Below are 16,482 nucleotides of genomic sequence, written 5' to 3' on the forward strand. Positions count from 1 at the left end.
CGCTTACTTGAAACGATTCATGCAGGTGGCAACGACGCTACGGGGAGGGCCCGCCATGGGAACCGGCACGAATGTGGAGAGGCGTACGGTCTTGAAGGCCGCCGGAGTCTCGGCGGTCACGCTGGGGCTGGCCGCGACGGCCTGCGGTGGCGACGACGGCACGTCCGCGGACGGGACGGTGACGATCCGTTACTCGTGGTGGGGTGCCGAGGAGCGGGCGAAAAAGATCAATCAGTCCATCGCGCTCTTCGAGAAGAAGTATCCGAAGATCAAGGTGAAGACGGACTTTCAGACGTATCAATCGTTCTGGGAGAAGTTCCAGACGCAGGCCGCGGGCGGAAATCCGCCGGACGTATTCCAGAACGCCGTCGGATTTCTTCGGAAGTACGACAAGAGAGGCATTCTGCTCGACCTCAACTCACAGGTAAAAGCAGGCAATCTGAGCCTGGATCACTTCCGCGCCGGCGTCACCAAGGTCGGCGAGGTCGACGGAAAACAGCTCGGTGTTCCGGTCGGCTCCAACACCATGGCGCTGGTCATCGACAAAAAGGTGTTCGAGGAGGCGGGCGTCGACCCGGCCACGGGCTGGACCTGGGACGACTACTTCAAGGCCCTCAAGACGATCCACGACAAGACGAAAGTCCCGGGCGACACGGGGTACTTCGCCATCATGTACCTGTACGACCTCTACCTGCGCCAGAACGGCAAGGCGTTCTTCACCAAGGACGGACTCGGTTTCGACAAGTCCGATCTGACGGAGTGGTGGACGGACGGCTACGGCCGTGTGAAGGCCGGAATCGTCACCGATCCGAAGGTCGTCGCCCAGGACGCGCCCAAGTCCTCGCTCTCCGCCGGACACGGCGCCTCGGAGTTCACCTGGGACAACTTCACCGTCCGCTACTCGGCGGAGGGCAGCAGCACCTACGGCCTCGCCCCGATCCCCACCATGGACGGCAAGGACACCGGCCAGTACCTCGCCTCGCTGATGCTCAGCGCCTCCGCCCACACCTCGCACCCCAAGGAAGCCGCGCAGTTCATCGACTTCATGGTCCACGACCCGGCGGTCGGCACGATCATGGGCTACGACCGCGGCATCCTGGCGAGCACCGAGCAGTACGCGGCGTTCAAGCCCACCGACACGGTGAGCAAGGAGATCGCGCGGTACGAGGACACCACCGCCAAGTCCGGCGTCCTCGGCACGATCACCCCGCACCCCTCCGGCGCCGACACCGTCGAGGCCGCCTTCCTGCGCATCGGCGGTGACCTCGGCCAGGGCAAGACCAAGGTCACCGACGCGGTGAAGCAGTTCTTCACCGAGTCCGAGGCCGCCTTCCAAGCCTGATGGGAACCGCCGTGACGCTCGTCAAGGACTCCGTGCCCACCACCCGGAAGGCACGCTCCGCCGCCCCTGTCGGCAAGGGGCGGCGGAGCCGCCGGGAGAACCTCGCCGGCTATCTCTTCATGTCCCCCTGGATCGCGGGCTTCCTGCTGCTGACCGCGGGCCCGATGGCCGCCTCGCTCTACTTCGCGTTCACCGACTACAACCTCTTCAACAGCCCGAAGTGGGTCGGCTTCGACAACTTCACCGCGATGTTCGACGACCCGCGGTGGCAAAAATCGGTCGAGGTGACGGCGAAGTACGTCGTCATCGGCACCCCGCTGAAGCTGCTGCTCGCCCTCGGCGTCGCCCTGCTGCTGGCCCAGAGCCGCCGCGGCCAGGCCTTCTACCGGGCCGCGTTCTACGCTCCCTCGCTGATCGGCGCGAGTGTCTCGATCGGCTTCGTCTGGCGGTCGCTCTTCTCCGACGGCGCCGTCGTGGACCGTACGCAGTCCTTCCTCGGCTTCCACGTCGGCGGCTGGGTCGGCAACGCCGACTGGGTCCTCTACTGCCTGGTCGCCCTGACCGTCTGGCAGTTCGGGGCGCCCATGGTCATCTTCCTGGCCGGACTCAAACAGGTGCCCCGGGAGCTGTACGAGGCCGCCGAGATGGACGGCGCGGGACCCTTCCGCCGCTTCTGGAGCATCACGCTCCCGATGATTTCCCCGGTGCTGTTCTTCAACGTGCTGCTGGAGACCATCCACTCGTTCCAGATCTTCGGCTCGGCGTACGTCGTCTCCAACACGTACTGCGGTCCCGCCGACGCCACGCTCGTCTACACCTGTTACCTCTACCAAAAGGGCTTCAAGGACGCCCAGATGGGCTTCGCCGCCGCGATGGCCTGGATGCTGCTGCTCGCCGTGGCCCTGGTGACGGCCGTCCTCTTCTGGTCGCAGAAGAAGTGGGTGCACTACGAGGAGGACGCCCGATGAGCGCCACCACCACGAAGCCCCCCGTCCTCGGCCGCAGGCACACCGGTTCCCTGGTCTGGCACCTCGGCGCGCTGCTGATCCTCGCGGTGATCCTCTATCCGGTGATCTGGGTCGTCGGCGCCTCGTTCAAGCCCAGCAAGGACATCATCAACAGCCTCCAACTCTTCCCGGGCCACCCCATCCTGTCCAACTTCAAGGGCCTCGCCGACGGCATAGCCGACATCAGGATCTGGACCTTCTTCCAGAACTCCCTTTTCTACGCGCTCGGTTCGGTCATCGGCATTCTCGTCTCCTGCTCGCTGACGGCGTACGCCTTCGCCCGTATCCGCTTCGCCGGCCGCAACCTGCTCTTCTCCCTCATGATCGGCACGCTCCTGCTGCCGTACCACGTGCTGCTGATCCCGCAGTACGTCATGTTCCAGAAGCTCCAACTGGTCAATACCTACGTCCCGTTGCTCATCGGCAAATACCTGGCGACCGAGGCCTTCTTCGTCTTCCTGATGGTCCAGTTCATGCGGAACCTGCCGAAGGAACTGGACGAGGCCGCCCGCCTCGACGGCTGCGGACACCTCCGCATCTACTGGTCGATCGTGCTGCCGCTGTGCCGGCCCGCGCTCATCACCAGCGCGATCTTCACCTTCATCAACGCCTGGAACGACTTCATGGGCCCATTGATCTACCTCAATGAACCAAGTAAGTACACCGTCTCCCTGGGCCTGATGATGTTCCGCGACTCCGACGGTGTGGCTGCCAACTACGGCGGCATGATCGCCATGTCGCTGGTCGCGCTGCTGCCGGTGCTGCTGTTCTTCCTCGCCTTCCAGCGGTACTTGATCGACGGTATGGCGACCTCTGGACTGAAGGGCTGAGACGGTGGCCGGAGCACGTGTGAAAGCGCGCGGGGAGTCGGTCTTCGCCGAGCGGTTCGGGGTGTTCGCCGAATGTCTGCTCACCGGGGTGTGGATCGCCGTCGCGTCGGCGGGAGTTGTCACCTATCCCGCCGCGTTCGCCGCCGGGGCACGGCACTTGAGGCGCCGTACCGGTCATGTGGGCGGCGGCTGGCGGGAGTTCGTCGCGGACTTCCGGGCGGCCGTGCGCGGCGGGTGGGTCGTCGGCCTCGCCGGATGGGGCGCGGGGGCCGCTGTGTGGGTGGACGTCCAGGCCGTGCGCGCCGGGCTGCCCGGTGGGCCGCTCGTCGGTGCCGTCGGTGTGTTCGCGCTGCTCGGCCTCGTCGTCGCCGGCATGCGCGCGGCGGCGGTCTGGACGCCGGGGGACACCTGGCGGGCCCTGCTCGCCGAGGCCGGCCGCCGTACGGTCCTCGACCCCGCCGGTTCCTTCCTGCTCATCGGCGGACTGGTCCTCACCGGCTGCTCCGCCCTGCTCATCGCACCGCTGGCGGTCCCCGTACTGGGGGCGGTCGCAGCGGCGGCCGTCGCGGTGGAGGAGCGGTACCGCCACCGCTGACGGCGGCCGGTTCTACGGCAGTGGGCCGCTGCCGTATCTCTCATCTGTCATGCCCCTGACCAAACGGACGTGGAAAACGCTACCCGCACGGAAAGGAAAGGCCATGTCTCCCATCCCCCGCAGGTCCCTCCTCAAGGCAGCCGCTGCCGCCGGAGCCGCCGCGCAGTTCAGCTGGGCGCTAGGGGCGAAGGACGCCCAGGCCGCGCCCAGAGCCGCGGCGGCCGACGACGATCCGGTGACCCTCGACTGGCTGGAGGACGGCGGTCTCGGCGCCGCGCCCGGTTCCACGCTCGGCGTGCCGTGGCCGATGGGCACCTACCAGGAGGGCCAGACCTTCGCGCTGACGGATGCCCAGGGCGCGGCCGTTCCCGTGCAGTCCTGGCCGCTCGCCTACTGGCCCGACGGATCGCTCAAGTGGACCGCGCACGCGGTGAGTTCGGGCTCCGGCAAGCTCACGCTCACCGCCGGGGACACGGCCGCTCCCGACAAGAAGGTCACCGTCGACAAGAGCGGCGGCACCATCGACGTGTCGACCGGGGTCATCACCGCGAAGATCGGCAAGAACGGCTCCACCCTCATCAAGTCGGTCACCAGGGGCGGCACGGAGATCGCGAAGAACGGCCGCCTCGTCCTCATCCGCCAGCCGGAGATCGAGGACGAGGACCAGGGCGCGGTGAAGACCGAGCGCTTCGACGGAGTGATCGGCGAGGTCACCGTCGAACAGGACGGCCCGGTAAGGGCGGTGGTCCGCGTCGACGGCAAACACCGCAAGGGCGGCCGGAGTTGGCTGCCGTTCTCGATCCGCCTCTACTTCTACGCGGGCGCCGACTCCTTCCGCATGGTCCACACGATCACCTTCGACGGGACAGTGGAACCGGGCAAGGCCAGCGGTGACTTCATCCGCGGCCTCGGCGTCCGCTTCACCGTGCCGATGCGGGACGCGGCCTACGACCGTCACATCCGCATCGGCGGCGAGGGAACAGGCCTGCTGCGCGAGGCAGTTCAGGGCATCACGGGCCTGCGCCGCGACCCGGGCGCGAGCGTCCAGGCCGCCCAGTACGCGGGCCAGAAACTCGCCGATCCCGCCACCTGGGACCAACGGGTCACGACCCGCCTCCAGTACATCCCCAAGTGGGGCGACTACACCCTCTCCCAGCTCTCCGCCGACGGCTTCACCCTGCGCAAGCGCACCACGAAGGGCTACGGCTGGATCCCCGCCGGAGGTGGCGGGCACGCGTCCGGATTCGGGTACGTCGGCGGGGCGAGCGGCGGATTCTCCTTCGGGCTGCGGGACTTCTGGGAGAAGTTCCCCGCACAGCTCGACATCCGGGACGCGCACACCGACGAGGCCGAGGTCACCCTCTGGCTCTGGTCGCCCGAGGCCCAGCCGATGGACCTGCGCTTCTACCACGACGGCATGGGCCAGGACACCTACGCCAAGCAGCTCGAAGGCCTCGAAATCACCTACGAGGACTACGAGCCCGAGTTCGGCACCCCGTACGGCATCGCCCGCACCTCCGAACTCCTCTTCTGGGCCAACGAGTCGACGCCGACGCCGGATGCCCTCGCCCAACAGGTGGCGGCCGTACGGGTGTTGCCCCAACTGGCCGCTCCACCACAGCAGTTGATCAAGTCCAAGGTCTTCGGCCCCGGCCTCTACTCCGAGCCCGACCGCTCCACCGCCGCCAAGGCGAAGATCGAGGACCACCTCGACTTCCTCTTCACCTACTACAAGAACCAGGTGGCGCAACGCCGTTGGTACGGCTTCTGGGACTACGGCGACTTCATGCATTCCTACGACACCGTCCGCCACCAGTGGCGCTACGACATCGGCGGCTACGCCTGGGACAACTCCGAGCTGTCGCCGGACATCTGGCTCTGGTTCGCGTACATCCGATCGGGCCGCTCGGACGTCTTCCGCTTCGCCGAGGCGCTCACCCGGCACACCGGCGAGGTAGACGTCTACCACCTGGGCGAATGGGCCGGGTTGGGCACGCGGCACGGCATCCAGCACTACGCCGACAGCGCCAAGCAGCAGCGCATCGCCAACACCACCTACCGGCGCTACTACTACTTCCTCACCGCGGACGAACGCGTCGGCGACCTCATGGCCGCGAACGTCGACTCCGACGAGACCTTCCTCGTCCTCGACCCGATCCGCAAGATCCGCACCGCGCCGTACACGCCCGACCGGCACGCCCTGTCGATCGGATTCGGCACGGACTGGAGCGGGTTGGTGTCGGCGTGGCTGACCGAGTGGGAGCGCAGGGGCCCCAAGTGGGAGAAGGCGAAGGCGCGCGTCCTGTCCACGATGGAGACGATCGCCGCCCAGCCCAACGGATTTGTGCAGGGCAGCGGGCTCTACGACCTCGACACCGGCAAGTTCGCCGTCGCCTCCGCGCCCGTGGTCTCCGTCTCGCACCTCTCGGCGGTCTTCGGCCTCAACGAGCTGTGCGCGGAGCTGATTTACCTGGTCGACATGCCCAAGTTCAAGGAGGTGTACATGGATTACTGCCGCTACTTCAACGCCTCCAAGACCGAACAGGCGGCACGCTACGGCTCCAACTTCGGCACCCTGCTGCTCTTCCAGGGCCATTCACGCCTCGACGCCTACGCCGCCGTACAGCTCGACGACGCGACACTCGCCAAGCGGGCCTGGACGAAGTTCTACGGCTCCGACGGCTACATGGAGACCTCGCCGTGGAAGACGGAGGCGTTGAACGGTCCGGTCACCCTGGTCCCCGGCAGCGAGGCCGCGTGGGTGTCGTCGAACGACACCGCGCTGTACGGCCTCGCCGCCATCGAGAACCTGGCGCTGCTCGGCGACAAGATGCCCTAGCCCAGGGCTAGTTCATCCTCCCCAGGACCTCCCGCACCCGCCGGGCGTCCCGGATCCGCTGCTCGTAGGTCGCGCCGAGTGCGAGCAGCAGGAGTCCGGCGAGGGCGGGAGGTGCCCAGCGGGGGAGGGCATCGACCACCTGGGCTATGTACGGGGCGAGTTCGTGCAGCGCGTCCAGCGCGAGGGTGGTGCCGCCGAGCACGAGCGGTGCCTGGAGGCGGTGCCGGGCTCCGAGCAGCGTGACGGCCAGCGCGGCCGTGCCCAGCAGCAGGGGGCGCGTCCAGTGCGGGTCCGTCCAGGCCGCGAGGAGGCTCGGCGCGAGCGTGACGGCGAGCCCGGGGCCGTAGGCGGTCCAGGACGTGGCGCTCGGGTCGCGGCGCCTGCGCAGCGCGCCGACGAACAGCGCGGGGACGGTCACCGGCAGTGTGTACGCCTCGGGGTCGGTGACGTTCCAGGTGCCCAGCCGCACCCAACTGGCGAGGACGAAGAGGGCGGCGGCCACGTAGCCGAGACTCCTGCGCTCGGGTCGTACCGCCGTACCCGCCACTATCACCCCGCACAGGGCCAACACCAGGGCCAGCATGGGAAGTTCGGGCGTCGCGAGACCGATCGCCAACACACCCGCGACCGCGCCCGAGACCTCGACCACCACCGTCGTGACCGGATCGGTGAGACGTGCGGCGAGCAGCGCGGCCGTCATGGGTACGACGAGCACCAGCAACGCGGTGTGCTGGGGCTGCCAGTTGAGAGAGGCGCCCACCGCGCAGGCGAGAGCGGTGGCGTAGCCGAGGGAGAAGGCGGCTGAGACCGGTGTGATGCGCCCGCGCCAGGCCACGCCCGCCAACAGGGCGGTCAGCGAGGCGAGTACGGCGAGCGTGGCCGGTTCGGAGGCCAGCGAGAGGGTGGCCAGGCCGAGGGAGGTGAGCAGGGCGAGGATCGTGGCGGTGCGGTACGCGAGGCAGAGCAGCGCCACGGCGATGAGCCCCTGCGTCAACAGGCCGACGGCGTACGGCAGTTGCAGCGCGGCCGGGACGATCGTCGCCGTCAGCCATGCCAGGGTGAGGGCGGCGGGCAGGGCCCGTGGCCGCCACGTGGTGCCGCGGACCGTGAGGGCCAGTACCGCGGCGACCGCCACGAGCACCAGCGGAGCGGCGGTCTGGTATTCCGGCCACCCGATGTCCACCGTCGCCGCGGCACGCGCGTCGACCGGCGCGCCGGACCAGACGCGGGACACCCACGCGACCGGGCCGACCAGGGTGGTGACGACGACGGGCACCGTCCACAGCAGCGCGATCGCCTGTACGACGGCGGAGGCTCCGCCGAGACCGCGCCGCACCGGCTCGGGCAGCGGGCCCCGCACAAGCGCCAACAGGCCGATCCCGCACGCCAGATAGCCCAGAACCGTCCAGTCGAACGGCAGCGGTACACGTAGCAGGCCACCGAGCGCGGCGACCACGAGGAGCCCGCCCGTCATGGCCGTAGCCGTCCGCAGCCTCGGGCCGGGGACGAGCCACGCGGCGCCGAACGCGCCCGCCGCCGCGAGGACCAGGAGCGCCGCCGCACGGGCGGCGGCGCCCGGGCCGGCCGCCGACAAGGAGATCAGGCCGGCCGCCAGCACGCCCCAGCCGCCCATCGCGAACGCGCCGCCGATCGCGACGACACGCACCGCCTTCGGGGCCACCCGGAGCGCGATCATCATGTCGATCACGGCGGTCAGCAGCACCGCCGCCGTGATCGTGTGCATGCCTCCGTCGGCCGCGATCACCCAGAGAACCAAGGTGAGTTGGGCGACCACGAGCGCGGCGGGGAGCGGGAGGAGCAAGGTCGTGCCCGGTTCCGGACGAGTGGCGGGGCGGGCGACGGCCGGGCTCGGGAGCGCCGCCGTTCCGATGCCGTACGCCGCCCACAGCGCGGCCAGGACCGTCGTCGCCGCCGCGGTGAAGGTCGCGCCGTCCGCGTCCGCGAACGCGACCTCGTGCAGCGCGTAGGTGTCCAGCACCGTCAGGACGAGACCGATGCCCGCGAACGACTCGGCCGTGGAACGCAGGCCCCGCCGCAGCAGGAGCACGGGCGCGCCGAGCGCCGCCAGGGTCACCGCGCCGAGTACCAGCGCCCGGCCCGCGATCCCCATGCTGCCCCAGCTGACCAGCGTGAACGCCGTCGCGGCGAGGGTGAGCAGGAGGCCGCCGAGCAGGAGCAGCAGGTTCTGCACGCCGGGTGCGGTGGCCTCGCGGCGGGGCGTGGCGGCGGGCCGCGGCGGCGGCAGGGGCGCGGACCAGGCCGGCTGAAGCACGGTCAGCAGCCAGGCCCGGCGGTGCAGCAACTGCGCACGGCGGGCGTCCAGTTGGCGCAGCTCGGCATCGAGGAGCCGCAACTCCACGGCCGGGGACGGAATGGGCGTCATGACTCGGAGTGTGGTCCTCGTCACGCCGTACGACATGAGTACGCGTACTCAAACGCTCCCGGTTGGCGGGAGACGGGCCTTCGAACGGGCAGACTCCCGCCATGGACTGGACCCACTACCGCTTCCGCGCCCGGTGGGAGCTGCCCGCCCCGCCCGCCGTCGTCTACCCGGTCCTGGAACGGGCCGAGGAGTATCCGCGCTGGTGGCCGCAGGTGCGCGAGGTCGACCAGCTCGACGACACCACCGGCGTCATCCGCATCCGCGCGAGCCTGCCGTACACGCTGACCTTCACCGCGCGCGAAGTGCGGCGCGACCCCGCCGCCGGGGTGCTGGAGATCGCGATGACCGGCGACCTGGAGGGCTGGGCGCGCTGGACGCTCACGGCCGACGGCTCCGGCACGCTCGCCCGCTACGACCAGGAGGTCGACCTGAACCGGCCGCTGCTCAGGTGGTTCGCCGTACCCGGGCGGCCGGTGTTCCGGCTCAACCACGCGCTGATGATGCGGGCCGGACGGCGCGGACTGCTCGCGCACCTGGAAGCGGTTTGAAGGAAACCGGCGCGGGCCTGTATTGTTCAGTCCGTTCCCGGGCGATTAGCTCAGTGGGAGAGCGCTTCGTTCACACCGAAGAGGTCACTGGTTCGAACCCAGTATCGCCCACCGGGAAAAGCCGGTCCGCAACAGCGGGCCGGTTTTTTCGTATCCCGGGCATGTCTTTGTGTCCGTTGTGCGTTTTGAGGGGGGCCTCATGAGTGATGGAGAAGGCACGAGACGGAGAAGGGGACGGGGGAAGGTCACGTCCCTGCGGCGGCGCCGCATACGGTCGTTGGCCGTGATCGTCTTCGTGCTGGTGGTGTTCGGCGGGATCGGGGCCGGCTGCCAGGCGCTCTCGAACACGGAGCGGGTCACGTCGATGTGGGTCGGTGCCGAGATCCGCGCCGACGGGAGCGCGCGGATCACCGAGGTCATCGACTACGACTTCGGGCACTCGGGCGCCACGCACGGCATCTACCGTGACGTTCCGGGCTCGCCCTTCGGGGACGCGGACAACCTGCACGTCACCATGGACGGCCACAAGGTTCCCTACGAGGACACCTACGGCGACTACTACCAGGACGAGAAGGGCGAGCGGAACCTCGCCGACCGGCTCAAGGTGGGCGACCCCGGCCACACGGTCGGGGGAGTGCACCGCTACCGCATCCAGTACGTACTCCCCGACGTGGTGAAGGGCGGCAAACTCGCCTGGGACGCGGTCGGCACCGGTTGGAAGGTCGACCGGGCGAACGTGGAGATCCATGTGGTGGGCGGGTCCGGGTTCACCGGTCTCCGCTGTGAGCACGGGAGTTGGGACCACGGCAAGCCCTGTGCGGTCGAGCAGGGCGAGCCGGGACACCTCGTCGTCAAGCTCGACAAGCTCAGCGGACACGAAGGCCTCACGCTGTACGCCACCGCCGCCAAGGCCAAGGCCGCGACCCCGGCTGTCCTGCCAACGGCGCCCACCGGCAAGGCTGTTGGCACCTCCCTTCCGCAACCGCTGTACAACAGCGGGATGTTCCTCGCCGTCGCGCTGGCCTGCGTCGCGCTGACGCTCTGCACGCTGCGGTTCCTCGGGCGGGACCGGGTGCAGGAGGACGGCGGGCGGGTGCGGCGCGTCGAGGTCGAGCGGCTCGCCCGATCGGTCACCCCGTCCGCCACGCCGCCCGAGGACCTGACGCCGGCCCAGGCCGGCGTCCTGCGCCTGGAGAAAGTCACGGACCAACACAAGGTGGCCTGGCTGCTCGACGCCGCGGCCGACGGGCATCTCACCATCGAGGGAGACGGTCAGTATCCGGTCCTGAAGCGGCACGGGCGTCCGGTGAACCGGGAGATCAGGGACGTACTGGACCGGATGTTCACCGGCGGCCCCAGCCTGGCCCTCGGCTTCCGTAACCCGTCGTTCAAGGCAGGCTGGGAGGACCTCTCGGGGAAGCTGGACAACTGGCGCGAGGTGAGCGGCCTGTGGGACACGACCCTCACCCGGCGGCTCCGTGAGCGGGCGATGTTCCAACTGGGTGTGGTGTTCCTCGGGTTCGTCCTCGTGGTCACCGGCGGTGTGCTGAACGGCCTTCGCATCGCGGCCGGACTTCCCGTCCTGCTGGTGGGTGCCGTGATCTCCGGTCTCGGTCTCACCGTCCTCGCCCGGAGCTGGGAGTTGGACAGCCGTACCCCTCGCGGCAGCGCCCTCTGGCTCCAAGTCGAGGCGTTCCGACGCTACTTGGCCGACCCGGCGACCTGCCCCGACGCGCCTCCCGCCGAGGAGACCGCGGAGCGCTACACGGCATGGGCGGTCTCCCTGGGTGTCGAGGCCGCCTGGGAACAGGCCGTCGGCGCCTCGACCGCGGCAGCGAGAGCGGGGCGGGGTTTCTCGCTGGGTGTCAGTGACGTCCTGCTCGCCGCCGTCGTCTTCTCCGCGGCCAACTCGTCCTCCGGCTCGGGGAGTTCCGGCTCCGGCGGCGGCTCCTCCGGCGGCGGAGTCGGTGGCGGCGCCGGTGGTGGAGGCGGCGGCTCCTGGTGAGGTGTGGGGGCGCGCCCCCACACCGTCAGGCCGCTTCGGCCAGGCCCGGCCGGAGCGGCCAGTCCGTGCTCACCACCTCCGGTGTGCCGCTGCGGGTGAACCACGCCTGGAGTCCGCGTGCTTGGGCCGCGTGCCACGTCGACTGCAACGTGTGCAGTTCGGCGGGGGTCAGGCGCTCCAGCCGGGTCGCGAAGCGGCGGCCCAGGGCCCGTACGACTTCCAGGGAGGCCAGCGCGTCCGCGCCCGCGTCGTGCGCGCCGTCCAGCGTGACGCCGTAGTGCGCGCACAGGTCGGTGAGGGTGCGGCGGCCCTTGCGGTAGCGGTCCAGGTGTTTGTCGAGGACCCGGGGATCCAGCACCCGTAGCGTTGTCGTCTGGAACCAGTGGTCCAGTGAGGACGCGCGGTGGCGGCGCAGTTCGCGGTCCAGGAGCGTCAGATCGAAGGGCGCGTTCATCACCACCAACGGCCGTCCCATGGCCGCCTGTTCGGCCAGCTCGTCGGCTATCTCGTGCATCACCGGCGCGGGCCAGCGGCCGTTGCGCTGAAGATGCTCATCCGTCAGTCCATGGATCGCCGTCGCCCCGGCGGGCACCGGCACCCCCGGGTTCACCAGCCACCGGGAAACCCGGGGACGGGTACCGGGGGCGTCCTGGACGACGACGGCGGCCGACACTATGCGGTCGGTCTCCACATCCACGCCCGTTGTCTCCGTGTCGAACGCGGCCAACGGGCCCTCGTACCAGCACGTCATACGTACACAACTCCTCGTTCACCCACGGCAGGTGACGCACCGTCTTCTGCCTGTTTGGTGATACCCGTGCTGTTTGCGCCGTACGCCGGAAGGACACAACAGGAGTGCGGGTCTTTGCAGTTCAGCGGCCCGGTACGGGGAAACACTTGGCGTGGAAGGCGAATTGGTCATGGTGATAGCGCAGCCCGAGCGGGGCGGGCTGCTGCCCGAACGGACGGCACCCCATCGCGGATCGCTCGCCACCACCGCCTGCATGGAAACCTTGCAGGTGGGCTATCTGCACGCCGTCGCCGCGGCGGCCGGCTGCTCGCTGTCGCAGCCCTTTCCGGACAACGGCATCGACTGGCACGTCAGTCACGGCTCGCCCGGACACACGGTGGACGACGAGGTCACCATCAAGGTGCAGCTCAAGTGCACCTACCAGATCCCGCCGAACCCGCCAGGCCGCTCCTTCTCCTTCACGCTCGACAACGACCACCTGCGCAAGCTCGCCCGCACCCCGGTCTCGGTGCACAAGATCCTGGTCGTGATGCTCGTCCCGCGTTCCCAGGACGACTGGCTGCGCGCCAGCCACGACCGGCTCGACCTGCGCCACTGCTGCTACTGGGTCAATCTCGCCGGTCACGCGATCACCGGCCGGACCCGGACCACCGTGCGCATACCGACCGCGCGCATCTTCGACGACCGGGCGCTGTGCGAGATCATGACGCGGGTCGGGACGGGAGGCAGGCCATGAGGGACCGCTCGGTCGAGGAACACCTGAGGCAGGTACGGCCGCACCCCGATGACCATGCTGTCACCACCTCCTGGGAGCGCCCGCCCGAGCCCGACCAGGTCGACCCCGCCGTCCTCGGGGCCCTGCTGCGGAGGCATGGCTGGCAGCGGCGCGGCGGCGCCCCCGGACGCTACGGCCGCTGGACCCCACCGGGGCCCGGCGGCTCGGGCACCAGCCTGCTGGTCCCCGAGAGCCGGGCCTTCCCCGACAGCGACGACCTCCTCGGCGAGGCACTCATCGCGCTCGCCCGCAGCAACACCCCCTCCGCCCGCGAGGTCCTCGTCGGCCTCGCCGTACCGAGCGACGAAATCCGCTGGTGGCGGGACATCCCCACCGGCCCGGCCGGCGCCGCGCCCTGGACCGTCGAGGAGCAACTCCGCGCCGCGGCACGCCAGATGCTGCTCGCCGCCGCCCTCGCCACCCGCGCGCGAGCGGGCTACTACGGCGCCCGCCACCGCCGCCCCGCCGCCGCGTCCCTGGAACACGTCCTCGTCGGCTCCGCCCCCGGCGGCCGACAGCTCACCGCGTTCGTCCCCGTCGACACCGGCCGCACCCTCGCCGTACGCCTGCACCAGGCCCTGTACGCCACCCGCGAGGCCATCGACTACCAGCGCGCCACCGGCGGCATGGACGCCTTCGACGGGGCCGTCGAGGCGGGCGTCAGCCGCGAGTTGACCGAGGCCGTCGTCGTGCTCGTGCGCGGTACGGAGGGTGCCCGGATCGCCGTCGAGTGGGCGCCGGGCGCGGGGGTGCCCGAGGGGTGTGCCGCCCCCGCCGAGGCCGTCGAGTTCTCGCCCGGGGACCTGCCCGTGCTGCGCGCGGCCGGCGCCCGCTATCTGCGCGAGGAACCCTCCATGCCCGTGCGCATCACCGGCTCGGTGGTGCGGATGCGCAGGTCCGGGCCGCGCGGCGAGGGCACCGTACGGATGCAGGTGATCGCGGGTGCCGAGGTCGGGCACGTCCGGATGACGCTGGACGAGGAGTCGTACCGGATAGCCGGGCACGCCCACCTCGTCGGGCTCCCGGTGCGGGTGCACGGGCGGCTGGAGAGCCGGGGCGGCTTCCGCAGGCTGACCGGCGCCTCCGGGGTCGTACCCGTGCAGGTGGACGAGGCCGAGCGGGACCGGCTGATGAAGTCAATCCAGGGGGACGGGGAAAGCACTGCCTTCTTCGAGGAGGCGTGCAGCGGGGAGGACTGAGGGAGGGGAGCCCGGGGGCGACCGTTTCGCGGTGGGGCCCTTAGGGTCGGTACGATCCCCTATTGCGCGCGCTCACGGTATGGCGCCGCATCCACCCCGCAGTCAGGAGAGACCGGTGTCAGACGTCCGCGTGATCATCCAACGCGATTCCGAGCGGGAAGAGCGCACGGTGACGACGGGCACGACGGCCGCCGAGCTCTTCGCCGGCGAGCGCTCGATCATCGCCGCGCGCGTGGCCGGAGAACTCAAGGACCTGGCGTACGTCGTCTCCGAGGGTGACGAGGTCGAGGGCGTCGAGATCTCCTCCGCCGACGGCCTCAACATCCTGCGCCACTCCACCGCGCACGTCATGGCGCAGGCCGTGCAGGAGCTGTTCCCCGAGGCCAAGCTCGGCATCGGCCCGCCGGTCAAGGACGGCTTCTACTACGACTTCGACGTCGAGCGGCCGTTCACGCCCGAGGATCTCAAGGCCATCGAGAAGAAGATGCAGGAGATCCAGAAGCGGGGGCAGAGGTTCTCGCGCCGTGTCGTCACGGACGAGGACGCCCGCGCGGAGCTGGCGAACGAGCCGTACAAGCTCGAACTCATCGGCATCAAGGGCTCCGCGTCCACGGACGACGGCGCGGACGTCGAGGTCGGCGGCGGCGAGCTGACGATCTACGACAACCTCGACGCCAAGACCGGCGACCTGTGCTGGAAGGACCTCTGCCGGGGCCCGCACCTGCCGACCACCCGGAACATCCCGGCGTTCAAGCTGATGCGCAACGCCGCCGCGTACTGGCGCGGCAGCGAGAAGAACCCCATGCTCCAGCGCATCTACGGCACCGCGTGGCCCTCCAAGGAGGAGCTGAAGGCGCACCTCGACTTCCTGATCGAGGCCGAGAAGCGCGACCACCGCAAGCTGGGCAGCGAGCTGGACCTGTTCTCGATCCCCGAGCAGATCGGCTCCGGTCTCGCCGTCTTCCACCCCAAGGGCGGTGTCGTCCGCCGGGTCATGGAGGACTACTCGCGGCGCCGCCACGAGGAGGAGGGCTACGAGTTCGTCTACACCCCGCACGCGACGAAGGGGAAGCTCTTCGAGACGTCCGGGCACCTGGACTGGTATGCCGACGGCATGTACCCGCCCATGCAGCTCGACGAGGGCGTGGACTACTACCTCAAGCCCATGAACTGCCCGATGCACAACCTGATCTTCGACGCGCGCGGCCGTTCGTACCGTGAACTGCCGCTGCGGCTCTTCGAGTTCGGGACCGTGTACCGGTACGAGAAGTCGGGCGTCGTGCACGGGCTCACCCGCGCGCGGGGCTTCACGCAGGACGACGCGCACATCTACTGCACGCGTGAGCAGATGGCGGACGAGCTGGACAAGACGCTCACGTTCGTCCTCAACCTGCTGCGGGACTACGGTCTTACGGACTTCTACCTGGAGTTGTCGACGAAGGACCCGGAGAAGTTCGTCGGCTCTGACGAGGTCTGGGAAGAGGCGACCGAGACGCTGCGTCAGGTCGCCGAGAAGCAGGGGCTGCCGCTGGTGCCGGACCCGGGGGGCGCCGCCTTCTACGGCCCGAAGATCTCCGTCCAGACGAAGGACGCGATCGGCCGGACCTGGCAGATGTCCACCGTCCAGCTCGACTTCAACCTGCCGGAGCGGTTCGACCTGGAGTACACGGGTCCCGATGGATCCAAGCAGCGGCCGGTCATGATCCACCGCGCCCTGTTCGGGTCGATCGAGCGGTTCTTCGCGGTGCTGTTGGAGCACTACGCGGGGGCGTTCCCGGCGTGGCTCGCGCCGGTGCAGGCGGTCGGGATCCCGATCGGGGACGGGCACGTCGAGTACCTGGAGAAGTTCGCCGCTGAGGCGAAGAAGAAGGGGCTGCGCGTCGACGTCGACGCGTCCTCCGACCGGATGCAGAAAAAGATCAGGACGGCGCAGAAGCAGAAGGTGCCGTTCATGATCCTCGTAGGGGACGACGACATGAACGCGGGTACCGTGTCGTTCCGTTACCGCGACGGCTCGCAGGAAAACGGCATCCCGCGTGACGAGGCGCTGGCGAAGCTCGTTGACGTCGTGGAGCGCCGCGTGCAGGTGTGATTGCTCCCCGCTGACGCGGGGGTGTTCCGAAGATTCGCAAGGCGCACAAGCACAAGGTGCCGTGCTCCCCGCGCACGCGGGGCATCAGGCCCCCA

General features: G+C 69.5%; 12 protein-coding genes and 1 tRNA gene. 11 read left to right on the top strand and 2 right to left on the bottom strand.

Features of this window, described 5'->3' with window-relative positions; translation table 11 throughout:
• Positions 1–55: 55 nt before the first annotated feature.
• From ACWIHT_RS27120 to ACWIHT_RS27140, 5 genes are all read left to right on the top strand, one after another.
• On the top strand, positions 56–1,342 hold the full coding sequence (locus tag ACWIHT_RS27120; protein ID WP_456170856.1) for an ABC transporter substrate-binding protein: 1,287 nt from the start codon (positions 56–58) through the stop codon (positions 1,340–1,342).
• On the top strand, positions 1,342–2,310 hold the full coding sequence (locus ACWIHT_RS27125) for a carbohydrate ABC transporter permease (RefSeq protein WP_456170857.1): 969 nt from the start codon (positions 1,342–1,344) through the stop codon (positions 2,308–2,310). The genes ACWIHT_RS27120 and ACWIHT_RS27125 overlap by 1 nt, the downstream gene beginning before the upstream one ends.
• On the top strand, positions 2,307–3,179 hold the full coding sequence (locus tag ACWIHT_RS27130; protein ID WP_456170858.1) for a carbohydrate ABC transporter permease: 873 nt from the start codon (positions 2,307–2,309) through the stop codon (positions 3,177–3,179). Before ACWIHT_RS27125 ends, ACWIHT_RS27130 begins: the two co-directional genes overlap by 4 nt.
• 4 nt (positions 3,180–3,183) lie before the next feature.
• Positions 3,184–3,774, top strand: a complete 591-nt coding sequence (locus ACWIHT_RS27135) for a hypothetical protein (protein ID WP_456170859.1) — start codon at positions 3,184–3,186, stop codon at positions 3,772–3,774.
• 103 nt (positions 3,775–3,877) lie between these two features.
• Positions 3,878–6,613, top strand: coding sequence for an exo-rhamnogalacturonan lyase family protein (locus ACWIHT_RS27140; protein WP_456170861.1), 2,736 nt, complete (start codon positions 3,878–3,880; stop codon positions 6,611–6,613).
• Between the two features lie 7 nt (positions 6,614–6,620).
• On the opposite strand, the gene ACWIHT_RS27145 is transcribed toward ACWIHT_RS27140, so the two are convergent.
• Positions 6,621–9,053: an SCO7613 C-terminal domain-containing membrane protein gene (locus tag ACWIHT_RS27145; RefSeq protein ID WP_456170863.1), complete on the bottom strand. Its 2,433-nt coding sequence runs from the start codon at positions 9,051–9,053 to the stop codon at positions 6,621–6,623.
• A gap of 65 nt (positions 9,054–9,118) precedes the next feature.
• Here ACWIHT_RS27145 and ACWIHT_RS27150 point away from each other — a divergent pair, with 65 nt between their 5' ends.
• From ACWIHT_RS27150 to ACWIHT_RS27160, 3 genes are all read left to right on the top strand, one after another.
• Positions 9,119–9,565 carry an SRPBCC family protein gene (locus ACWIHT_RS27150; protein ID WP_456170864.1) on the top strand — a complete coding sequence of 149 codons (447 nt, stop codon included), beginning with the start codon at positions 9,119–9,121 and terminating at the stop codon, positions 9,563–9,565.
• Between the two features lie 39 nt (positions 9,566–9,604).
• Positions 9,605–9,676 (top strand) — tRNA-Val (locus ACWIHT_RS27155).
• 172 nt (positions 9,677–9,848) lie between these two features.
• Positions 9,849–11,570 carry a DUF2207 domain-containing protein gene (locus ACWIHT_RS27160; protein ID WP_456170865.1) on the top strand — a complete coding sequence of 574 codons (1,722 nt, stop codon included), beginning with the start codon at positions 9,849–9,851 and terminating at the stop codon, positions 11,568–11,570.
• A 25-nt stretch (positions 11,571–11,595) separates the two neighbouring features.
• On the opposite strand, the gene ACWIHT_RS27165 is transcribed toward ACWIHT_RS27160, so the two are convergent.
• Positions 11,596–12,321 (bottom strand): exonuclease domain-containing protein, encoded by a 726-nt coding sequence (locus tag ACWIHT_RS27165; protein WP_456170866.1) that lies wholly within the window; start codon positions 12,319–12,321, stop codon positions 11,596–11,598.
• Positions 12,322–12,490: 169 nt separating this feature from the next.
• Between ACWIHT_RS27165 and ACWIHT_RS27170 the strand changes: the two genes are divergently transcribed.
• From ACWIHT_RS27170 to thrS, 3 genes are all read left to right on the top strand, one after another.
• Entirely contained in the window at positions 12,491–13,057 is a 567-nt protein-coding gene (locus ACWIHT_RS27170; RefSeq protein WP_093624554.1) for a DUF4365 domain-containing protein, read from the top strand.
• The gene (locus tag ACWIHT_RS27175) at positions 13,054–14,295 is read left to right on the top strand and encodes a hypothetical protein (RefSeq protein ID WP_456170867.1); all 1,242 of its coding nucleotides are present in this window, start codon (positions 13,054–13,056) and stop codon (positions 14,293–14,295) included. The genes ACWIHT_RS27170 and ACWIHT_RS27175 overlap by 4 nt, the downstream gene beginning before the upstream one ends.
• A gap of 115 nt (positions 14,296–14,410) precedes the next feature.
• A complete protein-coding gene (gene thrS / locus ACWIHT_RS27180) occupies positions 14,411–16,387 on the top strand; it encodes a threonine--tRNA ligase (protein ID WP_456170868.1) in 1,977 nt (658 codons plus the stop codon).
• Positions 16,388–16,482: the final 95 nt, after the last annotated feature.

Source organism: Streptomyces sp. NPDC002276 (assembly GCF_053891435.1).